Annotated in this window: 20 protein-coding genes; 9 read left to right on the forward strand and 11 right to left on the reverse strand. The window is 75.3% G+C overall.

Annotation, left to right across the window (positions count from 1 at the left end; genetic code table 11):
- Positions 1-30 precede the first annotated feature (30 nt).
- From ACIP60_RS32620 to ACIP60_RS32650, 7 genes are all read left to right on the forward strand, one after another.
- Positions 31-936, forward strand: a complete 906-nt coding sequence (locus ACIP60_RS32620; RefSeq protein WP_400691526.1) for a hypothetical protein — start codon at positions 31-33, stop codon at positions 934-936.
- The gene (locus tag ACIP60_RS32625; RefSeq protein ID WP_400691528.1) at positions 933-1,706 is read left to right on the forward strand and encodes a hypothetical protein; all 774 of its coding nucleotides are present in this window, start codon (positions 933-935) and stop codon (positions 1,704-1,706) included. The genes ACIP60_RS32620 and ACIP60_RS32625 overlap by 4 nt, the downstream gene beginning before the upstream one ends.
- Positions 1,703-2,734 carry a hypothetical protein gene (locus ACIP60_RS32630; RefSeq protein ID WP_400691531.1) on the forward strand — a complete coding sequence of 344 codons (1,032 nt, stop codon included), beginning with the start codon at positions 1,703-1,705 and terminating at the stop codon, positions 2,732-2,734. Before ACIP60_RS32625 ends, ACIP60_RS32630 begins: the two co-directional genes overlap by 4 nt.
- 189 nt (positions 2,735-2,923) lie before the next feature.
- Positions 2,924-3,937 (forward strand): ABC transporter ATP-binding protein, encoded by a 1,014-nt coding sequence (locus ACIP60_RS32635; RefSeq protein WP_400691534.1) that lies wholly within the window; start codon positions 2,924-2,926, stop codon positions 3,935-3,937.
- On the forward strand, positions 3,934-4,830 hold the full coding sequence (locus ACIP60_RS32640; protein WP_100837129.1) for an ABC transporter permease: 897 nt from the start codon (positions 3,934-3,936) through the stop codon (positions 4,828-4,830). Before ACIP60_RS32635 ends, ACIP60_RS32640 begins: the two co-directional genes overlap by 4 nt.
- 9 nt (positions 4,831-4,839) lie before the next feature.
- A complete protein-coding gene (locus ACIP60_RS32645; protein ID WP_282202063.1) occupies positions 4,840-5,757 on the forward strand; it encodes an ABC transporter ATP-binding protein in 918 nt (305 codons plus the stop codon).
- Between the two features lie 11 nt (positions 5,758-5,768).
- The gene (locus tag ACIP60_RS32650; protein ID WP_400691539.1) at positions 5,769-6,485 is read left to right on the forward strand and encodes an ABC transporter permease; all 717 of its coding nucleotides are present in this window, start codon (positions 5,769-5,771) and stop codon (positions 6,483-6,485) included.
- A gap of 85 nt (positions 6,486-6,570) precedes the next feature.
- Here ACIP60_RS32650 and ACIP60_RS32655 read toward each other — a convergent pair whose 3' ends face one another.
- Both ACIP60_RS32655 and ACIP60_RS32660 read right to left on the reverse strand, forming a co-directional pair.
- Complete coding sequence (locus ACIP60_RS32655) at positions 6,571-7,818, reverse strand: CynX/NimT family MFS transporter (RefSeq protein ID WP_400691542.1); 1,248 nt, start codon at positions 7,816-7,818, stop codon at positions 6,571-6,573.
- Between the two features lie 75 nt (positions 7,819-7,893).
- On the reverse strand, positions 7,894-8,613 hold the full coding sequence (locus ACIP60_RS32660) for a FadR/GntR family transcriptional regulator (RefSeq protein WP_400691545.1): 720 nt from the start codon (positions 8,611-8,613) through the stop codon (positions 7,894-7,896).
- A gap of 340 nt (positions 8,614-8,953) precedes the next feature.
- On the opposite strand from ACIP60_RS32660, the gene ACIP60_RS32665 reads away from it, so the two are divergent.
- Complete coding sequence (locus ACIP60_RS32665; protein WP_400691548.1) at positions 8,954-10,759, forward strand: LCP family protein; 1,806 nt, start codon at positions 8,954-8,956, stop codon at positions 10,757-10,759.
- 100 nt (positions 10,760-10,859) lie between these two features.
- On the opposite strand, the gene ACIP60_RS32670 is transcribed toward ACIP60_RS32665, so the two are convergent.
- The 9 genes from ACIP60_RS32670 to ACIP60_RS32710 all read right to left on the reverse strand — a co-directional run bounded on the left by ACIP60_RS32670 (position 10,860) and on the right by ACIP60_RS32710 (position 21,075).
- A complete protein-coding gene (locus ACIP60_RS32670; RefSeq protein WP_400691551.1) occupies positions 10,860-11,675 on the reverse strand; it encodes an HAD family hydrolase in 816 nt (271 codons plus the stop codon).
- Between the two features lie 29 nt (positions 11,676-11,704).
- Positions 11,705-12,982, reverse strand: coding sequence for a serine--tRNA ligase (gene serS / locus ACIP60_RS32675; protein WP_400691554.1), 1,278 nt, complete (start codon positions 12,980-12,982; stop codon positions 11,705-11,707).
- Between the two features lie 698 nt (positions 12,983-13,680).
- Positions 13,681-14,616 carry a prephenate dehydratase gene (pheA, locus tag ACIP60_RS32680; protein ID WP_100837121.1) on the reverse strand — a complete coding sequence of 312 codons (936 nt, stop codon included), beginning with the start codon at positions 14,614-14,616 and terminating at the stop codon, positions 13,681-13,683.
- 150 nt (positions 14,617-14,766) lie between these two features.
- Positions 14,767-16,044, reverse strand: coding sequence for an iron uptake transporter deferrochelatase/peroxidase subunit (gene efeB, locus ACIP60_RS32685; RefSeq protein ID WP_400691558.1), 1,278 nt, complete (start codon positions 16,042-16,044; stop codon positions 14,767-14,769).
- Positions 16,041-18,098 carry a FixH family protein gene (locus ACIP60_RS32690; RefSeq protein ID WP_400691561.1) on the reverse strand — a complete coding sequence of 686 codons (2,058 nt, stop codon included), beginning with the start codon at positions 18,096-18,098 and terminating at the stop codon, positions 16,041-16,043. Before ACIP60_RS32690 ends, efeB begins: the two co-directional genes overlap by 4 nt.
- A 6-nt stretch (positions 18,099-18,104) precedes the next feature.
- A complete protein-coding gene (locus tag ACIP60_RS32695) occupies positions 18,105-18,578 on the reverse strand; it encodes a copper chaperone PCu(A)C (RefSeq protein ID WP_100837118.1) in 474 nt (157 codons plus the stop codon).
- Positions 18,575-19,255: an SCO family protein gene (locus ACIP60_RS32700; protein ID WP_400691565.1), complete on the reverse strand. Its 681-nt coding sequence runs from the start codon at positions 19,253-19,255 to the stop codon at positions 18,575-18,577. The genes ACIP60_RS32695 and ACIP60_RS32700 overlap by 4 nt, the downstream gene beginning before the upstream one ends.
- A gap of 122 nt (positions 19,256-19,377) precedes the next feature.
- The gene (locus ACIP60_RS32705) at positions 19,378-20,106 is read right to left on the reverse strand and encodes a YcnI family protein (protein ID WP_400691569.1); all 729 of its coding nucleotides are present in this window, start codon (positions 20,104-20,106) and stop codon (positions 19,378-19,380) included.
- Between the two features lie 141 nt (positions 20,107-20,247).
- Entirely contained in the window at positions 20,248-21,075 is an 828-nt protein-coding gene (locus ACIP60_RS32710) for a hypothetical protein (protein WP_400691571.1), read from the reverse strand.
- A 230-nt stretch (positions 21,076-21,305) separates the two neighbouring features.
- Between ACIP60_RS32710 and ACIP60_RS32715 the strand changes: the two genes are divergently transcribed.
- Complete coding sequence (locus tag ACIP60_RS32715; protein WP_400691574.1) at positions 21,306-21,962, forward strand: ATP-binding protein; 657 nt, start codon at positions 21,306-21,308, stop codon at positions 21,960-21,962.
- Positions 21,963-22,059: the final 97 nt, after the last annotated feature.

The raw sequence follows: 22,059 nt of genomic DNA on the forward strand, positions 1-22,059 counted from the left end.
CGTCCCGAACCCTCTTTCCAGGAGCACCAGTTGAGCACCGAACCCGCGGACGCGGCGGAGCCCGGGACGGCCGCTGCCGAGCCGTCCGCGCCACCCGCGCCGACCGTCCCGCCCACCGCACCCCTCGACCCCACCGCCCCCCTCGACCCCGCCGCACCCCTCGCCCCCGTCGCACCCCTCGACCCCGGGTCCGACCTGATCGAGTCGGGCCGCCCGGACGCCGAACCCGCCCGCGGCAGGCGGCGGTTCGGCGCGGGCGCGCTGTTCCTGGCCGCGGTGCTGGTCGGCCCGGTGGTCGGCGCCGGGGTGGGCTACGCGATCCAGGCGTCCCGGCCGCCGACGCCGCTGCCGGCCCTCACCGCGCCGAAGATGACGTACTCCGCCGAGCGGGTGGACGCCGCCGCGCTGGCCGCCGCGGGTCCGCCGCCGCTCGACATCGACGGCGACCTGCGCAAGCTGCTGGTCGAGCCGCCGTCGGGCAGCACCGACCTGACTGGTGAGGACGGCGACGGCGACGGCTGGCTGTCCCCGGCCGACCGGGCGGAGACCTTCGGCGACAGCGAGCAGATGTTCGTCCGGATGCTCGGCAACGGCTTCCGCCGCGCCGCCACGGTGCGCTGGAAGACGGGCGAGGACGTCTACCAGGTGATGCTGGTCCAGTACGTGCCCGAGTCCGTGGTGGAGGCGATCACCGGGATGACCCCGAGCGCCACCGCGGACATGGACGTGTCGAAGTTCCCGGGGAACGACGAGGGCGTCCTGCTGCTCGCCAAGCAGCCCTACACCTACGCGCGCAGCACCGAGACGTACCACTACGGCGAGGCGCTCGCCCGCAAGGGCACCGTGCTGATGACCGTCCAGGTCTACGCCGAGAAGCCGGTGGACCGGGCGCAACTCGAAGACATCGCCAAGCGCCAGTGGGAGCGACTCGCGTGACCGACATCGAATCCCCCGGGACGGACGCCCCGGTGAAACCCCGCCGACGGGCCCCGAAGGCGGTCGCCGCGGTGGTCGCGGCGGCGCTGCTCGGCGTCGGCATCGGCGAGGTGGTGATCCGGGTGCACTACGGCGACGAGCCGGCCGCGCCGGTCGCCGCCGCGGCCCCCGCGCCCTCGGCCGGCACGCCCGCGCCGTGGGGCGCCAAGTCCAACGGCAACCACTTCGGCAGCCTGCGCGACCTGCTGCTGCCGGTGCCCGACGGGTACCGGCTGGGCCCGGACTACAAGGACCTCGGCAACGACGACGAGTTCGGCGGCGCGGACCTGGCCCGGGCCCAGGAGGAACTGCTGGACGAGGTCCCGGAGAAGTACCGGGGCCAGTTGAAGGACGCGCTCTCCACCCTGCACTTCACCGGCATCGGGGTGCGCAGCCTGACCCGGTTCGACAACCGGCTGATGGCGGTGCTGAAGCTGACCCAGTTCAACCAGCAGACGGTGTCGGAGCAGAACGCGCTGTTCGGGGCCCTGGTCGACGACAGCGACCTGTTCCGGCGCGGCCCGGACGTACCGGGCCACCCGGACGCGCGCTGCGCGCTGCCGGCGCTCCAGGCCGGCGACCAACTCGACTACGTGACCTGCTACTCGGCCGAGGGCGACCTGCTGGTGCAGCTGCGGGTCTCGGGCGTGGCACCCCTCGACCAGAACAAGGTCGTGGACCTGTTCCGCCAGCAACTGGACCGACTGGCCCGACCGGGAGCCGCCGCATGAGCAGTGACACCACCCCTCCGCAGCCGGACGCCCCCGCGGCCCCGGCCACCCCGCCGCCGCCCGCGCAGCCGCTGGACCCCTGGGCGCCCCCGGCCCCGGACCCGTTCCAGCCCCCGGCCGAGGCCCCGGCCGGGGCGCGGACCGGCTCCGACCGCCGGCGCGGGTGGCAGGTCGGCGCGGCGGTGCTGCTGACGCTGGTGACCGGCGCGGCGACCGCCGTGCTGGTGACCCTGCCGGACCGCACCGACGTCCCGGGCCTGGCCACGCCGAACGACGGCCGGTACGCGTTCCCGGAACTGACGCTGCCTCCGCTGCCCGCGGGTGCCTCGGCCCCGTCCGACTACAAGGTCAGGACGCACGCGGCGGACCTGCGGGGGCTGCTGCTGCCGCTTCCGAAGGGCGCGGTCGCCACGGGTCCGTCGGCCGACCCGTCGGCCGATCCGTCGTCCAGCGCCTCCCCGGGAGCGTCCCCGAGCGCGTCCGCGTCCCCGAGCGCCGCCGCGACGGCCTCCGGCGCACCGTCCGCGACGCCGTCCGGGACCGCGTCCGGGTCCGCGTCCGGGTCCGCCGGGCCGGCCCTGCCCGCGGTGGCGGGCCGCTGGATCCCGTGCGACCGCGACGCGATGCTGGCCAAGGACGACGCGCACACCCTGCGGCTGACCACGGACGCCTGCCGGGGCGCCGCCGCCCAGGGCTGGACCACCCCCGACGGCACCCGCACCGAGCTGCGGCTGTTCCACTTCGGGACGGGCGACGAGGCGGCCGACTACTTCGCCGGCGCGACCCTGATGACGGGGACGAAGGACATCGCGTCCTGGCAGCTGGACGCCGGCGGCACGTACCCGATCGCCTTCGGGCGGGTGGACGTCCGGCTCTCCGACGAGCAGGCCCACGGGATGCCCACCGGCCGGGTCGGCTGGGTGCAGAGCGGCGACGTGGTGGCGATGGTCCAGCTGACCAACCCGCAGGGCGTCCCGGTGCAGGCGTTCCGGCAGGTGGTCGCCCTGCAGAGCAGCATGCTGTCCTGAGCACGGCCCGGGCGGGCCGTTCCGGCCCGGGCGGCACCCTGACGCACCGTCGGGCGCCGCTCGGGCGCCGCTCGGGCACCGGCCCGCCGCCCCGTCCCCTAGGGGGCGGGGCCGGGCGGTCATCCCGTGGGGGGAGGGAAGCCCGGCTTCCCAGCGCATTCCGCGGGCCGCCGGTGCACGGCTACGTTGATGACCGTGTCCACAGTCATCAAGACGGACGGCCTCACCAAGAGGTTCCCCCGGGTCACCGCACTCGACCGGCTCACCGTGGAGGTGCAGCCGGGCGTGGTCGGCCTGGTCGGGGCGAACGGCGCGGGCAAGTCCACCCTCATCAAGATCCTCCTCGGGCTGTCCCCGGCCACCGAGGGCACCGGCCAGGTGCTCGGCCTGGACATCGCCACCCAGGGCCCGGCGATCCGCGAACGCGTCGGCTACATGCCGGAGCACGACTGCCTGCCGCCGGACGTGTCCGCCACCGAGTTCGTGGTGCACATGGCCCGGATGTCCGGCCTGCCCGCCGCCGCGGCCCGCGAGCGCACCGCCGACACCCTGCGCCACGTCGGCCTGTACGAGGAGCGCTACCGCCCGATGGGCGGCTACTCGACCGGCATGAAGCAGCGGGTGAAGCTGGCCCAGGCGCTGGTCCACGACCCGCAGTTGGTGCTGCTGGACGAGCCGACCAACGGCCTCGACCCGGTCGGCCGGGACGAGATGCTCGGGCTGATCCGCCGCATCCACTCCGACTTCGGGATCTCGGTGCTGGTCACCACCCACCTGCTGGGCGAGCTGGAGCGGACCTGCGACCACCTGGTGGTGATCGACGGCGGCAAGCTGCTGCGGTCCTCCTCCACCGCCTCGTTCACCGGCACCACCCAGCTGCTCGCCGTCGAGGTCACCGACCACCCGGTCGACCGCGCCTTCGACGCCGACGCGGTGCTGCGCGAGCGGCTGACCGCGGCCGGTCTGACGGTCCGCGCCGACGGCAGCCGCATCCTGCTGGTGGAGATCGCCGGCGACGAGACGTACGACACCGTCCGCGACACCGTGGACGACCTCGGCCTCGGCCTGATCCGGCTGGAGCAGCGCCGCCACCGGGTCGCCGAGATCTTCAGCACCCGGTCCGACGAGGACGAGCCGGGCGAGTACGGCGAGTACGGCCACGACACGTACCGGGCCGCGGCCGTAGGAGGCGAGCAGGCATGACCACCCCCGCCGACGCCCACAGCGGCGTCATCCACGACATCGGCTACCGCCCGTACACCGGGCCGCGGTTGGGCCGCCGGTACGCCACCCGCTCGCTGTACGTGCAGAGCCTGCGGGCCGCGTTCGGCCTGGGCCGCTCCGGCAAGTCCAAGGTGCTGCCGTTCCTGCTGCTGGGCGGGATGGCCGCGCCGGCCCTGGCGATGCTGGCGATCGCGCTGTTCGCGCACCTGGACAAGATGCCGATGGACTACGCCGACTACCTGGCCACGTTCGTCGTCCTGCCGCAGATCTTCCTGGCCGCGCAGGCCCCCGTGCTGATGTCCCGGGACCTGCGGCACCACGTGGTGCCGCTGTACTTCTCCCGCCCGGCCACCCGCGGCGACTACGTGGCGGCCAAGTTCGCCGCGATGTTCAGCGCGCTGATGATCGTGCTGTCCACGCCGCTGCTGCTGCTGTTCGTCGGCGCGCTGCTGGCGAAGTTCCCGCTCGGCGACAACCTGCTGCACCTGCTGTACGGCCTGGTCGCGGCCCTGCTGTACGCGCTGCTGTACGCCTCGCTCGGCCTGCTGATCGCCGCCGCCACCCCGCGCCGCGGCTTCGGCGTGGCCGCGATCATGGGCGTCCTGATGATCACCCGGGCGCTGGCCTCGATCGTCTACGCGCTCAACGGCGGCCTCGACCCGCTGCGGTCGGACTCCGCCGCCTGGGCGTTCCTGATCTCGCCGTCCCAGCTGGTGGAGGCCCTGGCCAACCGGCTCTTCGGCCTGGGGACGGACAGCGCCACCGTCCTGCACGCCCCCGGCGCGGCCGGCGCGGCGGTGTTCGCGGCCGTGCTCGTCGCACTCACGGCCGGCGGCTACGCGCTGATGCTGCGCCGCTACCGGAACGTCTGAGAGGCAGCCATGGCCGTCATCACCATCGACAAGGTCTCCCGCTGGTTCGGCAACGTGGTCGCCGTCAACGACGTCACCATGACCATCGGACCCGGCATCACCGGCCTGCTGGGCCCCAACGGCGCCGGGAAGTCCACCCTCATCCACATGATGAGCGGCTTCCTCGCCCCCTCCTCCGGCACCGTCGCCCTCGACGGCACCCCGATCTGGCGCAACCAGGAGGTCTACCGGGAGATCGGCCTGGTCCCCGAGAAGGAGTCGATGTACGACTACCTGACCGGCTGGGAGTTCGTCCTCGCCAACGCCGAACTGCACGGCCTGGCCGACCCGGGCGCCGCCGCCGAACACGCCCTCGCCCTGGTCGAGATGGAGTACGCCCAGGACCGGCACACCGGCACCTACTCCAAGGGCATGAAGCAGCGGGTCAAGATGGCCTCCGCGCTGGTCCACGACCCCTCGGTGCTGCTGCTGGACGAACCGTTCAACGGCATGGACCCGCGCCAGCGCCTGCACCTGATGGAGCTGCTGCGCCGGTTCGGCGCCGACGGGCGCACCGTGCTGTTCTCCTCGCACATCCTGGAGGAGGTCGAGCAACTGGCCCGCCACATCGAGGTGGTGGTGGCCGGGCGGCACGCCGCGTCCGGCGACTTCCGGGAGATCCGCCGCCTGATGACCGACCGCCCGCACCGCTACCTGGTGCGCTCCAGCGACGACCGGCGGCTCGCCTCGGCGCTGATCGCGGACGGCTCCACCGCGGGCATCGAACTCGACGCCGCCGAGAAGGCCCTGCGCATCCAGGCGATCGACTTCCAGGGCTTCACCACCCTGCTGCCCAAGGTCGCCCGCGAGGCCGGCATCCGCCTGTACACCGTCTCCCCGGCCGACGAGTCGCTGGAAAGCGTTTTCTCGTACCTGGTCTCGTCCTGAAGGGCCCACCGATGAACACCACCGTCGCCCGGCTCACCGCGCGCGGCCTGTTCGGCCGCCGCCGGGTCCTGGTCCTGCTGGCCGTCCCGGTCATGCTGCTGGTCCTGGCCGTGATCGCCGGCAACAGCACCCTGGACGAGCTGGACCTCGCGCACAGCGTCCTGGGCAGCCTCGCCCTGGGCACCCTGGTCCCGATCACCGGCCTGATCGTCGGCACCGGCGTGATCGCCACCGAGATCGAGGACGGCTCGATCGTCTACCTGCTCGCCAAGCCGCTGCCCCGCTGGAAGATCGTCACCACCAAGCTGGCCGTCGCCGTCGCCAGCACCTGGCTGCTCTCCGCCGTCCCCACCTACGTCGCCGGCCTGATCCTGTACGGCCCCGGGGACGGCGTGGCGCTCGGCTACGGGGTGGGCGCGCTCGCCGCGGGCGCCGCCTACAGCGCGCTGTTCCTGCTGCTGGGCGTGCTCACCCGGCACGCGGTGATCGCCGGCCTCGCCTACGCGCTGATCTGGGAGTCCCTGATCGGCAACTACGTCGAGGGCGCCCGCACCCTCTCGGTCCAGCAGTGGGGCCTGGCCCTGACCGAGGCGGTCGCCGCCGACGGCACCGTCACCGCCCCGGTCGGCCTGACCACCGCGGTCTGGCTGCTGGTCGTCGTCGCGGCGGGCGCCACCGCCGTCGCCTCGGTCAAGCTGGCCGGACTCACCCTCGGCAGCGAGGAGTAGGCCCGGCGGCACCGGCCGCGGGCCCCGGACACGCGGACGGGCGGGAAGGTCGACGACCTTCCCGCCCGTCCGTCCTCCCGCCCCGTCACACCGTCCGGTTGCGGCCCGCGCCCCAGCCCGCCACCGCCGCGACCGCGGCCAGCACCAGCATCACCAGCAGCGTCGCGTCCCAGCCGCCGGTCAGCTGGTGCAGCGCACCCGCACCGACCGGGCCGGCCGCCGCCACCAGGTAGCCCACCGCCTGGCTCATCCCGCCCAGCCGGGCCGCGCCCGGCACGCTGTCGGTGCGCAGCACGATGAACGCCAGGCCCAGGCCCAGCGAACCGCCCTGCGCCAGGCCCAGCACCGTCGCCGAGAACCAGGCCCCGGACACCGGCGCCAGCAGCAGCCACAGCACGCCCGCGCCGTTCAGCCCGGCCATCACCAGCGCCAGCCCGCGCTGCCGGGTCATCCGGCCCGCCGCCAGCGGCACCAGGAACGCGCCGACCACCTGCACCAGGTTGCTGAACGCGAACACCAGGCCCGCCTCGCCGCGCGGCATCCCGTGGTCGGCCAGGATGGTCGGCATCCACGCCACCAGGGTGTACACCAGCAGTGAGGAGATGCCCATGAACACGCTGATCTGCCAGGCCAGCCCGGACCGCCACGGGCTGGTGCCGAAGTCCGGGACGGGCGTCACCGGGGCGACCCGCAGGGGCACCGTCCGCTCCTGACGGGCCTTCAGCACCTGCGGCAGCCAGGCCACCGCGGCGACCAGCGCCAGCACCGACCAGGCCCCCAGCGACGCCTGCCAGCCGCCGCCCAGCGCGTGCTCCAGCGGCACCGACAGCCCGGCGGCCATGGTCGCGCCGACCAGCATGGTGGTCGAGTAGACGCCGGTCATCGCCGCGGCCCTCTGCGGGAACTCCCGCTTCACCAGGCCCGGCATCGACACGTTCAGCACCGCGATCGCCACGCCGATCACCACGCAGCCCGCGTACAGCGCCGCCACCGAGGGCAGCACCCGCAGCAGCACGCCCGCGCCCAGCGCCAGCACCGCGCCCAGCACCACCCGCTCGGTGCCGAACCGCCGGGTCAGCCGGGGCGTGAGCGGCGCGCCCACGCCCTGGAACAGCACCGGCACGGTGGTGATCAGGCCGCTCGCGGTGGCGGACAGGCCGAAGGCGCGCTGGATCTCCGCGACCATCGGCGACACCGCGGCCAGGCAGGCCCGCATGTTCAGGGCCACCAGCACGATCCCGGCCAGCAGCAGGGCGGGGTGGGCGTACGGGGCGGCGGTCCGGCCGCCGGCCTTCTGGTCGAGGACGGGCGGCACGGCACGGGTGACCGACATGGCGGGGCTGACTCTCTGTGCGGGTGGAACGGAACGGGGAAGGGGCGGAACCGGGTCGACCGGACTGACCGGGCGTTACTTCCGGGCGGCGATCTCGGCGAGCAGCTGCTCCACCGCCGCCGTCGGCTCCGCCAGCAGCGCCCGGCAGGCCGCCTCGGCCCGCTCCGGGTCCCGGCTCTCGATCGCGTCGACCAGCGCCGCGTGGGTGGCGATCGCCACCTCCGGCATCTCGTGGTCGCCGAACGCGGTGCGCATCGACTCCCGCACCGAGGCCCCGAAGTACCGGTAGACCTCGGTCAGCGCCGGATTGTGCGCCGCCTCCACCACGGCGGTGTGGAACTCCAGGTCGTGCTCGACGGTGGCCTCCCGGCCGGCCCGCTCCGGGTGCGCCGCCATCACGGCGGCCTCCCGCTCCAGCGCCGCCCGCATCCGGGCCAGGTCCTCCGCGGTGTGCCGCTCGGCGGCCAGCCGCGCCGCCTCGGTCTCCAGCGCGGCCCGCACCTCCAGCACGTCCCGCACCCCCGACCGCTGCACCCCGCGCAGCACCGACGCCGGGTCGCTCGTCGACCGGACGAACGTCCCCTCCCCCTGCCGCGACACCAGCATCCCCGCGTGCACCAGCACCCGGATCGCCTCCCGCACGGTGTTGCGCCCCACCCGGAGCCGCTCCGCCAGCTCGTGCTCGGTCGGGATCCGCGCCCCCACCGGCCACACCCCGGACGCCAGTTGCTCCCGCAGCTGCTCGATCGCGGCGTCCACCAACGAACGCCGCCCCGCCGCCTGCAACCCCTCCACGCCCGGGCTCCTCTCCGTACGCACCGACCGACCGACGCCGGTCATCCTACAACCCCTTGCCCGGTCATCCTACAACTGGCCGGTCCCGCGCCTCCCGGCCCCGCGCGCCCACCACCGGGGCGGGTGGGTCGTGCGCGGCGTTGTGCGTCTCACACCCGGGGCGGGAACCGGCGGTCCGCGTGCCGGCGTTCCATTGCTCGGAGTGGTGCCCCGGGCGGTGACTCGGAAATGATCCCTTTGTATGCTCCGCTCTCCGGCTTCATCCGTCCGCCGCGCCGATCCGGGCGGACGGCGCGGTGGCAGAGGCGCCCGACGGCAGCCTCCGGTGAAGGGTGCAGGTATGACAGGCCACAGGGCGGGGTCGTCGGGCGAGGACCCCGGCTGGTGGGAGAACCTCCCGCCGCAGGGGGACACCTACCGGCAGGACGCCCCCCGGCGCGACGACGCACCCGCGCCGACCGTTCCGCGCCGCCGTTCCCCCGACCACGACAGCGCCGCCCCCGCCCGGGGCCGCGCCGAGGCCCGCCGGGCCGCCCAGGGCCGCCCCGGAGCCGGTGGCGGCACCAGCGGCGGTGCCGGCGGTGGCGGTGCCGGTGGCGGCGGACGGGCGGAGGCCCGCCGGGCCGCGCAGGGCGGCGGCGGTGGCGGCCGGGCCGCCGCGCAGGGCCGCCGCAAACCGCCCCGCCGGACCAAGCGGATAGTCGTCTGGAGCCTGGTCGGCACCAGCCTCGCCGTGGTCGGCACCGGAGGCTTCCTCTACTGGCGGCTGAACGCCAACCTCTCCTCCTGGGACAGCGCCGGCGTCAGCGAGAGCCGCCCGCCGGAGGCGCAGGCCGACGCCAACGGCAACAAGCCGATGAACATCCTGCTGATCGGCTCCGACTCGCGCGACGGCGCCAACAAGGACCTCGGCGGCGGCGACGAGGGCGGCGCCCGCTCCGACACCACGATCCTGCTGCACGTCTACGCCGACCACAAGCACGCCGTCGGTGTCTCGTTCCCCCGCGACGCCCTGGTCGACATCCCCAAGTGCATGCTGGCCAACAAGAGTTGGACCAAGCCCCAGACCGACGTCATGTTCAACAGCGCCTTCTCGGTGGGCAACTTCAAGGACGGCAACCCGGCCTGCACCCAGAACACCGTCGAGCAGCTCACCAACCTCCGGGTCGACCACACCATCGTGGTCAACTTCGAGGGCTTCGCCGCGATGACCAAGGCGGTCGGCGGCGTCGAGGTCTGCCTGCCCAACGACATCTACGAGCGCGACATCAACCCCAACCTGCCCCGCAAGGGCAACCTGGTCTACCCGAAGGGCGTCCAGAAGGTCGAGGGCCAGGCCGCGCTGGACTACGTCCGGCTGCGCCACGGCATCGGCGACGGCTCCGACGTCGGCCGGATGCAGCGCCAGCAGGCGTTCCTCTCCTCGCTGATCAAGCAGGTCAAGGCGAACGGGATGAGCCCGACCAGCCTGTTCCCGCTGGCCGACGCCGCCACCAAGTCGCTGACGGTGGACGAGGACCTGGGCAGCGTGCAGAAGCTGACCGACCTGGCGATGTCGCTCAAGAACATCGACCTGCACGACATCAAGTTCCTCACCACCCCCTGGCACTACCAGGGCGAGCGGATCGGCCTCAACCACCCCGAGGTCGACCAGCTCTGGGCCGCGCTGAAGGCCGACCGCACCCTGGACGGGAAGGACGCCAGCGCGGGCACCGCCGCCCCGAGTCCCGACCCGGCCACGCCGACCGCGACCCCGGCCCCGCCCGCGGACGGCACCGGCGTGAAGGTCGCCGTCTACAACGGCACCACCACCGGCGGCCTCGGCACCAAGGCCGCCGCGACCCTCAAGGCCGCCAACTACACCATCACCGCGACCGGCAACGCGGCCAGCCAGAACCACGCCACCACGGTGGTGCAGTACGGCTCCGCCGGGCAGAAGGCGCACGCCGAGGCGGTGGCCGCGCTGTTCCCCGGCTCGACCGTCGAGGCGGGCGGCGGCGCGGGCGTCACGCTGATCCTCGGCAAGGACTACGCGGGCACGGCCCCGGCCGCCGGCGCCACCGACCCGGGCCCGGTCGCCTCCCAGGTCGCCGAGAACGCCCGCTCGGCGGACGACGACGCCTGCTCCAACGTCAGCTACGGCTGACCGGACGGCAGGTGACGGCGGGTCACCGCAGGACGGTACGGACGGCGGAGGGGCCGGGCGGACGCCCGGCCCCTCCGCCGTCCCCGCGGGGCGGTGCGGCTCAGCGCAGCCCGAACACCCGCTCCAGCACCACGGCCACGCCGTCCTCGTCGTTGTCGACCGTCACCTCGTCGGCCACCGCGCGCAGCCGCTCGTGCGCGTTGCCCATCGCCACGCCGTACCCGGCCCAGTGGAACATCGGGACGTCGTTGGGCATGTCGCCGAAGGCGATCGTCTCGGCGGCGGTGACGCCCAGCCGGCGGGCGGCCAGCGAGAGGCCGGTGGCCTTGGTCAGGCCGAGCGGGAGGAGTTCGACGATGCCCGCGCCGGCCATCGTGATGCCGACCAGCTGGCCGGCCACCGACCAGGCGGCCTCGGCGAGCTGGTCGTCGGTCAGCTCGGGGTGCTGGATGTAGAGCTTGCTGACGGGGGTGGCGAGCAGCTGGTCGGGGGAGACCGGGCGCAGCGGCAGCTCGGCGCCGATCCGCAGCCGGTAGCCGGGCCCGGCGAGCACCTCGCCGTCCAGGCCGTCCTGGTTGGCGGCGACGGCGAGCGGGCCGACCTCGGCCTCGATCTTGGCGAGGGCGACCGCGGCCAGCCGCCGGTCCAGGGTGACGGAGGTGATCAGCTTGTGCGCGCCCGCGTCGTAGACCTGGGCGCCCTGCCCGCACACCGCTATCCCGTCGTACCCGATCTCGTCGAGCACCGGCCTGGTCCAGCCGGCCGAGCGCCCGGTGACGATGATGTGCCTCGCCCCGAGCGCGGTGACCGCGCCCAGGGCCGCGCGGGTGCGGGCGGAGACGTTCTCGGCGCTGGTGAGCAGCGTCCCGTCGAGGTCGGTGGCGACCAGTCGGTAGGGCAGGGGTGCGGTGCTCATGGCGCGGGGTGCTCCTGGGAGAGGGGGCGTTACTTGGTGACGGGCTCCAGCACGGCCTTCCCGCCGAGGAAGGGCCGCAGCGCCTCGGGGAGGACCACCGAGCCGTCCGCCCGCTGGTGGTTCTCCAGCAGCGCGACGATCACCCGGGGGACGGCGACCAGGGTGCCGTTGAGGGTGGCGAGCGGGCGGACGCCGTCGGCGTCGCGCATCCGGATGGAGAGCCGGCGGGCCTGGTACTCGGTGGTGTTGGAGGTGGAGGTGACCTCGCGGTACTTGCCCTGGGTCGGCACCCACGCCTCGATGTCGAACTTGCGGGCGGCGGAGGAGCCGAGGTCGCCGGAGGCGACGTCGATCACCCGGTAGGGCAGTTCCAGCGCGTTCAGGAAGTCCTTCTCCCACTGGAGCAGGCGGCGGTGCTCGGCCTCGGCGTCCTCGGGGGTGGTGAAGACGAACATCTCCACCTTCTCGAACTGGTGGACCCGGATGATGCCGCGGGTGTCCTTGCCGTAGGTGCCGGCCTCGCGGCGGAAGCAGGAGGAGAAGCCGGCGTAGCGCAGCGGGAGCCGCTCGGCGTCCAGGATCTCGTCCATGTGGTACGCGGCGAGCGGGACCTCACTGGTGCCGACCAGGTAGCGGTCGTCGTCGGCGAGGTAGTACACGTTCTCGGCGGCCTGGCCGAGGAAGCCGGTGCCGTCCATCGCGGCGGGGCGCACCAGCGCCGGGGTGATCATCGGGGTGAAGCCGACCGCGGTGGCCCGCGCCATCGCCATGTTGACCAGGGCCAGCTCCAGCAGCGCGCCGGGGCCGGTCAGGTAGTAGGAGCGGGCGCCGGCCACCTTGGCGCCGCGCTCGGTGTCGATCGCGCCGAGCAGCCGGCCGAGCTCGACGTGGTCGCGGGGCTCGAAGCCCTCGGCGGCGAAGTCGCGCGGGGTGCCGATCTCCTCCAGCGTGACGAAGTCCTCCTCGCCGCCGACCGGGGCGGCCGGGTCGATCAGGTTGGCCAGCGAGCGCTGCAGCCGCTCGGCCTCCTCCCGGGCCTCGCCCTGCGCGGCGTCGGCGGCCTTCACCTCGGCGGCCAGCTCCTTGGTGCGGGCCAGCAGGGCGGCCTTCTCCTCGCCCTTGGCGGCGGACACCAGCTTGCCCAGCTGCTTCTGCTCGGCGCGCAGTTCGTCGAAGCGGGTGCCGGACGCGCGGCGGCGTTCGTCGGCGGAGAGCAGGGCGTCGACCAGGTCGACGTCCTCACCACGGGAGCGCTGCGAGGTGCGCACTCGCTCGGGGTCGTCACGGAGCAGGCGAAGGTCGATCACGGGCTCCAGCCTACCGGTGGGCGGAGGGCGCTCCGGGACGCCGCCCGGCTCGGCCGGGGGCGGGTTCCGGCCGGTGCGCGGTGTGCGGTGGTCTGTGGCCTTCCGGCAGGAAATGCGGCATCCTGCCCCGGGCCGCCGGGGGAGGGGGCCGGGGCGGCCCCGCCCGGCCTGGGGATAACCCGGCCCCGCCTGTGGATAACCCCGGTGGACAACTCTGCCGGGGGCGGGTTATCCACAGGTTCCGGGCCGGGCCTGTGGACAGCGGGAAACCGAAGGTCCGCAGGCGTCCGAACCGGGAATTCCAGGTTTCAAACCTCGATTCGGCTTCCCGAGTGAGGGAATTCGCTCGCTCGCCCAGGTGATTTGTCGGCGCGAGGGGGACTCTGGTCCGATAAGTCCACTCCGCGCCCCTAGTAGATGATCTGACCGGTACTGGGGGTTTCTTTACCGGTTTGTCGACTCGCGCCGGGCCCTGTGGATAACTGCCCGTCAGCTGGGGACAACCGCCCCTGTGGACGCCGACCGCCGCCCTGTGGATGAACCGCCCCGCCCGCCCCGGCCCGCGCGGCGCCCGGCCGCACCGCCGGTGAACGGCGCTCGGCCGGGCAGGTGACGTGCGGGCAGGTCGGAAATGAACGGGACGGGACGGCGTACCGTCCCGTCCGGCCGGAATCGCACCCCCGCGCCGGGGGGCGCGCTCAGAGCTCCCCGCGCCCGTCCAGGCAGCGCGACAGCCAGTCCGCGGCGTTCGCGAAATCCAGGTCCGAGGTGCCGGCCCGCAGCGGCGCGGAGGTGCCCTGGTCGGCCCGCGGGTAGGAGCCGAGGAAGCGCACCTGCGGGCAGATCCGCTTCAGGCCCATCAGCGCCTCGCTGACCCGCCGCTCGCTGAGGTGCCCCTCGCAGTCGATCAGGAAGCAGTAGTTGCCCATGCCCTCGCCGGTCGGCCGGGACTCGATCCGCATCAGGTTGATCCCGCGCACCGCGAACTCCTGGAGCAGCTCCAGCAGCGCGCCCGGGTGGTCCTCCGGCAGCCACACCACCATCGAGGTCTTGTCCCAGCCGGTCGCCGAGGACACCCGCCCGGGACGGCCCGCCAGCACGAACCGGGTGGTCGGCGCCGCCGCGTCGTGGATCTCGTCGGACAGCACCTCCAGCCCGTACAGCTCGGCGGCGAACGCCCCCGCCACCGCCGCGTCGTAGCGGCCGTCCTGGACCAGCCGGGCCGCCTCCGCATTGGACGCCGCCGACTCCCACTGCGCGTCCGGCAGGTGCGCGGCCAGCCAGTGCCGCACCTGCGGCTGGGCCACCGGGTGGCCGCTGACCGTCTTCACGTCCGACAGCGCCGTGCCCGGCCGCACCAGCACCGCGAACGAGATCGGGAGCAGCACCTCGCGGTAGATCATCAGCGGGCTGCCGTTGATCAGCTCGTCGCTGGTGGTGGTGACCGCGCCGTCCACCGAGTTCTCGATCGCCACCATCGCGCCCGCGGCCTCGCCCGCCCGCACCGCGTCCAGCGCCGCCGACACCGACGCCATCGGCGTCAGCTCCCGCGTCCCGGCCTCCGGCAGGGTGCGCAGGGCGGCCTCGGTGAACGTGCCCGCGGGCCCGAGGTAGGTGTAACGGGTCGCCGACATGACCGCCTCCGAACGAGCAGCGAGTGTTGCGCGGCCCGAAGGCCGATCCGCCTTCACCCTAGCCACTTCCGCCGCCCCGCCCGGCCCCGTTCCGCACTCCGGGCAGCCGGCCCGGCTCCCCCCGGGCGGCGGCCCGCGCCCCCGGCGGGCTCAGCCCTCCAGCAGCGGCTGCCCCACGTACCCGCCCTCGGGCGCGCCCGGCGGCACCGCGAACAGCGCGGACGCCTCGTGCCGCAGGTAGCGGGAGAGGCCGTCGCCGCGCGCCAGCCGCTGCTGCACCGGCACGAAGCCGCGCGCCGGGTCGGCCTGGTACGCGGCGAACAGCAGCCCGGCGTCGGGGGAGCCGTCCGGCAGCAGGCCGTCGTGGAAGGAGAAGCCGCGGCGCAGCATCGCCGCCCCGCCGTTGGAGGCCGCCGCGGCGACCCGGACGTGCGCGTCGGGGGCGATCGCCAGGGTGCCGTCCGGGTGGGTGGCGGCCAGGTCGACGGGGGTGCGCTCGACGGCGTCCGGCCCGCCGGACAGCGGGGCGCCGTCGCTCTTGCGGCGGCCGACGATCCGCTCCTGGCGCTCCAGCGGCAGGGTGTCCCAGCCCTCCAGCAGCATCCTGATCCGGCGCAGCACGGCGTAGCTGCCGCCGGCCATCCAGTCCGGGCCGGTGGCGAACACGGTGGCGGCGAAGCCCTCGTCCTGCGGGCGCGGGTTGTTGGTGCCGTCGACCTGGCCCATCAGGTTGCGGCCGGTCATCGGGTGCGGGGTCGCGCCGGGCGTCCGGGCGAAGCCGGACATCAGCCAGCGCGGCGCGGCCAGCCCGGTGGCCAGCCGCACCAGCACCCGCAGCGCGTGCACCGCGACCAGGGCGTCGTCGGCGCCGACCTGCACCCACAGGTCGCCGTCGGAGCGGGCCGGGTCCAGCGCGTCGCCGGGGAAGGCGGGCAGCGCGGCCAGCGCCTCGGGGCGGCGGTCGGCCAGCCCGGCCTTGTCGAACAGGGTGGCGCCGAAGCCGAAGGTGACGGTCAGCGAGCTGGGCCCGGCGTCCAGCGCGATCTGGTTCTCGCCCTCCGCGGCGGGCTCGCCCGCGGCCATCCGGGCCGCCGCCGCCGACCAGCCGCGCAGCAGCGCGGCCAGCCCGTCCCGGCGGGTGCTGGACAGCAGGTCGAACGCCGCCCACTCGACCCGGGCCTGGGCCGGTTCGACGATCCCGCCCTGCCGCGCCCCGTGGAACGGCACCCGGGCCCCGCCCGGCGCGGCCCCGGCGCCCGCCGCCGGGGCCTGCGCCGAGGCCCGGCCGCCCCACGCCCCGCCGGCCGCGCCCACCGCGAGCCCGGCCCCGGCCCCGCCGAGCACCGCCCGCCGGGACGGCCCCCGCGCCGCCCCCGGCGCGGCGGCCCGCTCCGGCGCGGCGGCGGGCGGCCGCTCGGCGGTGCTCACTGGCCGACCTTGAGCTGCTGGGTGGCCGTCACCTGGTCGATGTCGGAGGAGCGGACGGTCACCGACACCACCCACACCCCGCCCAGCGGGAGCTGCGCGGTGCCGCTCCAACTGCCGGCGCCCTGCGGCTGGAGGGTGACGGGGAGCGGGCCGAGGTCGCGGTCGGGGAGGGTGAACGCCAGCTCCAGCTCCGGGACTTCGGCCGGCTGCCCGGCGGAGTCGGTGAGCTTGAGAGTGACCGCGTTCGGGCCGGTGCCGACCGGGTCGACGGTGACGGTCGCGGTGCCCTTGGCGTTGGGCGTGCGGCCGCCGGTGTCGTACGGGAGCTTGAGCTCCTCGGTCCGCCCGGGCGCCGCCGGGGCCCCGGCGGAGGGGGCGGTCGCGGGCGCGTCGGCGGCGGCCCGGGCGACGCGTCCGGGCGGGGAGTTGGTGAGCAGGGTGGTGACCACCAGGACCAGCACGGCCACCGAGGTCTCCACCACCACGCTGCGCCGCAGCCCGGACCGGGCCGGGGAGCCCCCGCCGGCCCGCTCGCCCCGAGCGCGCACCCGCAGCGCCCGCTGCCGGGCGAGCTGGGCGGCCCGCTCCGGGTCGCCGCCGCCGACCGCGGCCCTCACCGGCTCGGCGTCCACCGGCTCGGCGTCCACCGCAGCCGGGTCGGCGGGCCCGCCGTCCGCCGCGACGGACGGCGTCTCGTCGGCGGTGCGCAGCCGGGCCGTCCAGGCGCGGGAGATCCAGGCCACGCCGAGCATCGCGGCCACGCAGCCCACCTTGACCAGCAGCAGCCGCCCGTACGAGGTGTCGACCAGCGCGCTCCACGAGCCGAGGCCGCGCCAGGACTGGTAGACGCCGGTGGCCACGAGCACCGCGACCAGCCAGAACGCCAGCCTGGAGAAGCGCTCGACGGCGGCGGCGGGCAGGCCGTGGCGCAGGCCGACGGCCAGCACGGCCAGGCCGCCGAGCCAGCCGGCCATCGCCAGCAGGTGCAGGGCGGCCAGCGGCAGCGCGAGGGCGACCTGGATGCCGACCGAGGAGTGGTCGGCGCCGACCCAGGTCGCGGAGAGCGCCAGGGCGAGGGCGAGCCCGGCCAGGCCGAGGCCGAGCCGGGTGTCGCGCTGCGGGCGCTCGGCGGCGGCCCGCTCCAGCCGGCGCAGCTCCGCCTCCTCCTCGTCCTCGGGGTCCTCGGGGTCCTCGGGGTCCGGCCCGGGTTCCGGGGCGGTGGCGGGCTTCGGCTGCTGCACCCCCAACTGGCCGACCAGCAGCGACAGGAAGACGCCCGCGGCGGCGAGCAGCAGCAGCCGGGCGGCGAGCGCGGTGCCGATCCGCTCGTCCAGGGTGGCGCGCACCAGCGACAGGTCGAAGGACTGCCCGAGGCCGGTGCCGCGCTCGTACGGGCCGCGCAGCATCAGCACGGCGACGGTGGACAGCAGCAGCCCGATCCAGCCGGTCATCAGCAGCCGCTGCACGCCGCGCACGGCCGCGCCGCCGGGCCAGACCGCGATCACGAACGCGGCGGCGCCGGCCAGCAGCGCGAACCCGAGGTAGGCGACGGTGCGGGCGGTGCCGTAGGCGAAGGCCACCGCGCCGTCGGCCTCGGCGCCCTGCACGGCGGCGGCGTTGACCGAGGTGTCGGAGGGGGCGCCGACGGAGAAGGTGAACGCGCCGCCGACCGGGTGCGAGTCCTCCGAGACGGCCCGCCAGGCCACCGTGTAGGTGCCGTCGGCCAGGCCGGGGCGCAGCCCCACCCGGGCGGTCGACTCCTTGCCGTCCACGTGCTCGGGCTTCCCGTCGTCGACCGCCTCGCCCCGCGGGTCGAGCACCCGCACCGAGTCCGCGGCCAGCGAGACGCCCTCGCTGAAGGTCAGCGTCACCGCGGCGGGCGCGGTGGCCACCACCGAGCCCCGCTGCGGGTCGGTGCCCTCCAGGCTGGCGTGCGCGGACGCGGCCGTCGCCCCGCCGAGCACCAGCCCGAGCGCCGCCACCAGCACCGCCAGCAGCGCTCCCAGCCGCCGCCTCGCCCCTGTCACCACGTGCGTGCCCCTTCTCGTCGCCATCGCCGATCAGCTACCCGGACGGTACGTCAGCGGTTTCACCGGGACCTTGACCACGACCCGGCCCGCCTTGGCGAACTCCAGGTCCAGTTCCAGCTCGTCGCCCAGCGCGGGCCGCCTGGCCCAGTCCATGATCATCAGGTGTGCGCCGCCGCGGGCCAGGTCGAGGGTGCCGCCGGCCGGCACGTCCATCGCCGCGACCGGCTCCATCGAGGTGTCGGTCGAGCGGTGGATGGTCACCGATCCGGCGGCCGGGCTGCTCACCCCCACCAGGGTGTCCGCGCCGCCGCTGTTGCGGACCGTCAGGTAGCCCGCGCCCATCCCGTCGGGCGTGGCGGGCAGCGGTATGTACGGGTCCGCGACGGTCAGCCGCGGCGCGCCGCCGGGGCCGTCGGACTGGTGCGCCACCGCGACCGCGCCCACCGCCAGGGCGGCGGCCAGCCCCGCCCCGACCAGGGCGCCGCGCCGGAACGCCCGGCTCACACCGCCACCCCGTTCGCCATCAGCTCCAGGTCGTGCCGGTAGACGTCGATCGAGGTGCCCGCCATGTACAGCAGGTGCGCCCTGTCGTCGCCGGGCAGGAACGCCAGCACCTGCGCGCCGTGGGTGGAGGTCACCGCGCCCTTGGCGTCCACCACCGGGTCCTCGACCAGGATGCCCAGCGGCTTGGCCGCGGCCTTCACCTTCGCCAGGTCGCCGGTCATCCCGACGAAGTCCTTGCCCATCGAGTCCAGCCAGGTCCGCAGCACCTGCGGGGTGTCCCGCTCCGGGTCGGTGGAGACGAACACCACCGCCAGCTTCGCCCGCTGCTCCGGGGTCAGCTTCGACATCGCCACGCCGATGTCGCCCATCGTGGTCGGGCAGACGTCCGGGCAGCTGGTGTACCCGAAGAACAGCAGCACCGTCCTGCCCGCGGTCCGCGCCCGCAGGTCGTACGGCTGTCCGGAGGTGTCGTCCAGCACCAGGTCCGGCTTCTCGAAGTTCTTGCTCAGCACCGTGCCCTGGTACTGGCTGGTCGACGCCTTCCTGCTGACCTTGGCCGCCCCGGTGTCCTGCGCGCCTCCTCCGGACGAGGAGCAGGCGGACAGCGCGAGCGAGGCGCCCAGGACGAGGGCGGCGGCGGACAGGAGCCGGGGGCGGGTGCGGCGGAGGGAGACCAAGGGACTTTCCTGTTCGTGCGGGGAGCGGGTGGTGCGCGGGAGCGGGCGCGCGGCGGCGCCGGGTGCGGCGAGGGGCCGGAGCGGGGCCGCCGGACGTGCGGCGGCCCCGCCCCGGCGGGGCGTCAGGACTGCGCGGAACGGCGGCGCAGCCCGGCCGCGCCGAGCGCCGCGCCGACCACGCCGACCACGATGCCGACCACGCCCAGCGTGCGGGCGGTCGAGTCGGAGGACTTCGCGCCGGACGCGGCCTCCTGCTGGCCGGTGGAGTCCGCCGAGTGCTGGTCGGCGGCCGCGGCGGTGGCGCCCGCGGCCTTGGTCAGCTTCAGCGCCGGGGCGGGCTTGGACGGTTCGGGCTGCCCGTCCTTGGCCTCCTCGATCCAGCGGACCACGTCGCCGTTGTCGTACGTCTGGAGCGCCTTGAAGACCAGCGTGTCGGCGTCGGTCGGCAGCGCGCCGAGCGAGACCGCGAAGTCCTGGTACTGCCCGGGCGCGATCTTGGTGCCCTCGTTGGCGGTCCAGGTGATCTTCGAGACGGCCTCGGTGATCTGCTGGCCGTGCGAGTCCAGCGGCTTGTCGAGCTTCGACTTCTCCAGGACGGCGGTCCAGCCCGGGACCGGCTGGGTGCGCACCGAGGCCATCGGGTGGTCCAGCGGCAGGTTGACCTCGACCTTCACGGTGGAGGCGGTGTCGCTCTCGTTCGGCACCCGGAACGCCACGGCGCTGTAGCCGCCCTGCTGGACACTGCCGGGCTGGACGGTGACGTGGGCGAAGGCGGGCACGGCGGACGCCAGCAGGGCGCCGGCCGCCACCACGAGCGCGCCGAGGGAACGACGGGCGGGAAGCGAACGCATCAGGGGACTCCTGAGGGAGAGGGGCCGCGCGGCGGTGCGCGTCGGCCCGGTGGGGGAGGTGCGGGAGACTCGGCCGGCCCGCTCAGGGCGCGGGCACGGCGGCAGCGGCGCGCGCCCGAGCCCCGGTTCCCCCGGGCCCGGTCAGCGCGCGAACGCCACCGCGGGCGGTCCCCGGCGCGGCAGGCTGTGCCGCAGCACCGCCGCCACCGGCAGCGGCCAGTCCTCCGGACGCCCGGCCCGGCGCGGCGCGGCCGGGCGCTCGGCGCCCAGCAGCAGCGCCGACAGCAGCGCCACCGCGCGGCGCACCGGCGCCGCCCACTCCCGGGCGGTCAGCGCGGCCGTCCGCACCAGCCGCCACAGCGCGGCCTCGCCGCGCCGCAGCCACCAGCCCGCGACCAGCGCCGCCGCCAGGTGCCCCAGCAGCATGCCGGGGGTCAGCCCCAGCCAGCCGGACGCGTGCGGCGCGGCGGCGGCGACCACCGCCTGCGGGTCCAGGCCCGCGGCGCTCACCACCTGCTCCGGCGTGGTGTCCAGCGGGACGACGGTCAGCCCGTTGCCGGGCGTGTCGTCGCACAGCAGCCGGCCCGCGGCGACCGCCAGCGGGTCCATGGAGCCGTTTCCGGCCATCTGCGCGTGCGCCATCGCCCGACCGCCGCCCAGCCCGCTCCCGAAGGAGTGGAACAGCAGGTGCAGGCCCAGTTGCCCGGTGCCCAGCCCGGCCGCGATCGCCCCCAGCGGGCGTTCCCGCCCGCCGGCCAGCGCCGCCACCGCGCACACCGCGGCGAACCCCAGCACCAGCGTGTCGGGTGCCACCGCGCCGCCCGCCCGGACGTGCCCGAAGGCCGCCACCAGCGTGCACACCAGCGCGAACGGCACCGCCCGCAGCAGCCGCAGGTCCCAGGCGGCCGTCGGCACCCGTCCAGCGGGCGCGGCGGCGGCCCGGCGGGCGGCGGCGGTGGGGTCGGTCATGGCCGGGCCATCATCTCACCGCCTACACCCGCTACCGGGGCAGGGTCGGCAACCCGTCGCGAATGGCGGGAAACCGCCCGGCGCACTCACCCGGCCACGCGCTGATCGGCACACCCGGCGGGGCCGGTCCATCCGCCGAACGGGCGGGCTTCGCTCGTGCGGACGGTTCACCGCGCACGGCCGAGGAGATAGCTAGTTGTATGTGGAGCCGCAGCCAGGAGGGATCTCCCGTGGACATCTGGTGGACTCTGCACCTCAAGCGCGACCCGGCCAGCGTGCCGCTCGCCCGCCGCATCCTGCTCGGTGCCATGGACTCCGCCGGAGTCGACCCGCAGATCGCCTTCGACCTCGGACTGGCCCTCACCGAGGCGTGCGCCAACGCGGTCGAGCACGCCGTTCCCGCCCACCCCGGGGACACCTTCCAGGTCACCGCCTCGCTCAGCGGCGACCTGCTGCGGATCGAGGTCGCCAACGCCTGCCCGGCCGCCCCCGCCGCGTCCGCCGCCGCGCCCGTGGCCGCCGAGCGCCCCGGCCCGCGCCCGGCCGCGCCGCGCCGCCCCGCCGCCGACCGGCCCGGCCCGCGCTGCCGCACCCGCCGCGGCCGGGCCTCCGTCCCGGCCCGGGTGCTCGCCGTCCGCCGTCCCGCCGCGGACCGCCCCGCCCCCTACGACACCCACGTGCTGCCCCCGCTGCGCCCCGCGCTGCCGGCCCCGGTCGCCGACACCGTCCCCGACCTGGACGCCGAGTGCGGCCGCGGCCTGTTCCTGATCCACGCCCTGGCCGACCGCGTCCAGCTGCGCACCCACCCGCTGCGCGGCGCCACCGTGAGCTTCGACAAGATCCTCACCCCGCGCCCGACCGCCCCGCTGCTGCGCACCGCCTCCTGAGGGCCCGTCCGGCCCGTCCCGCCGCCGCGCACCGCCGCCGAGCCCCGCTTCCGCTGCGGCCCCGTCCGGCCGACGCAGGGCCCGTCCCACGGCCCGA

This window comes from Kitasatospora sp. NPDC088783, assembly GCF_044750705.1.
GTDB lineage: Bacteria > Actinomycetota > Actinomycetes > Streptomycetales > Streptomycetaceae > Kitasatospora > Kitasatospora fiedleri.

Bases quoted from the DNA above. Each gene is read 5' to 3' on its own strand.
- ACIP60_RS32655 (WP_400691542.1), bottom strand. From the start codon at position 7,818: ATGTCGGTCACCCGTGCCGTGCCGCCCGTCCTCGACCAGAAGGCCGGC.
- ACIP60_RS32690 (WP_400691561.1), bottom strand. From the start codon at position 18,098: ATGGCGACGAGAAGGGGCACGCACGTGGTGACAGGGGCGAGGCGGCGG.
- ACIP60_RS32635 (WP_400691534.1), top strand. From the start codon at position 2,924: ATGACCGTGTCCACAGTCATCAAGACGGACGGCCTCACCAAGAGGTTC.
- ACIP60_RS32705 (WP_400691569.1), bottom strand. From the start codon at position 20,106: ATGCGTTCGCTTCCCGCCCGTCGTTCCCTCGGCGCGCTCGTGGTGGCG.
- ACIP60_RS32665 (WP_400691548.1), top strand. From the start codon at position 8,954: ATGACAGGCCACAGGGCGGGGTCGTCGGGCGAGGACCCCGGCTGGTGG.
- ACIP60_RS32640 (WP_100837129.1), top strand. From the start codon at position 3,934: ATGACCACCCCCGCCGACGCCCACAGCGGCGTCATCCACGACATCGGC.
- ACIP60_RS32670 (WP_400691551.1), bottom strand. From the start codon at position 11,675: ATGAGCACCGCACCCCTGCCCTACCGACTGGTCGCCACCGACCTCGAC.
- ACIP60_RS32645 (WP_282202063.1), top strand. From the start codon at position 4,840: ATGGCCGTCATCACCATCGACAAGGTCTCCCGCTGGTTCGGCAACGTG.
- ACIP60_RS32650 (WP_400691539.1), top strand. From the start codon at position 5,769: ATGAACACCACCGTCGCCCGGCTCACCGCGCGCGGCCTGTTCGGCCGC.
- pheA (WP_100837121.1), bottom strand. From the start codon at position 14,616: ATGTCGGCGACCCGTTACACCTACCTCGGGCCCGCGGGCACGTTCACC.
- ACIP60_RS32710 (WP_400691571.1), bottom strand. From the start codon at position 21,075: ATGACCGACCCCACCGCCGCCGCCCGCCGGGCCGCCGCCGCGCCCGCT.
- ACIP60_RS32630 (WP_400691531.1), top strand. From the start codon at position 1,703: ATGAGCAGTGACACCACCCCTCCGCAGCCGGACGCCCCCGCGGCCCCG.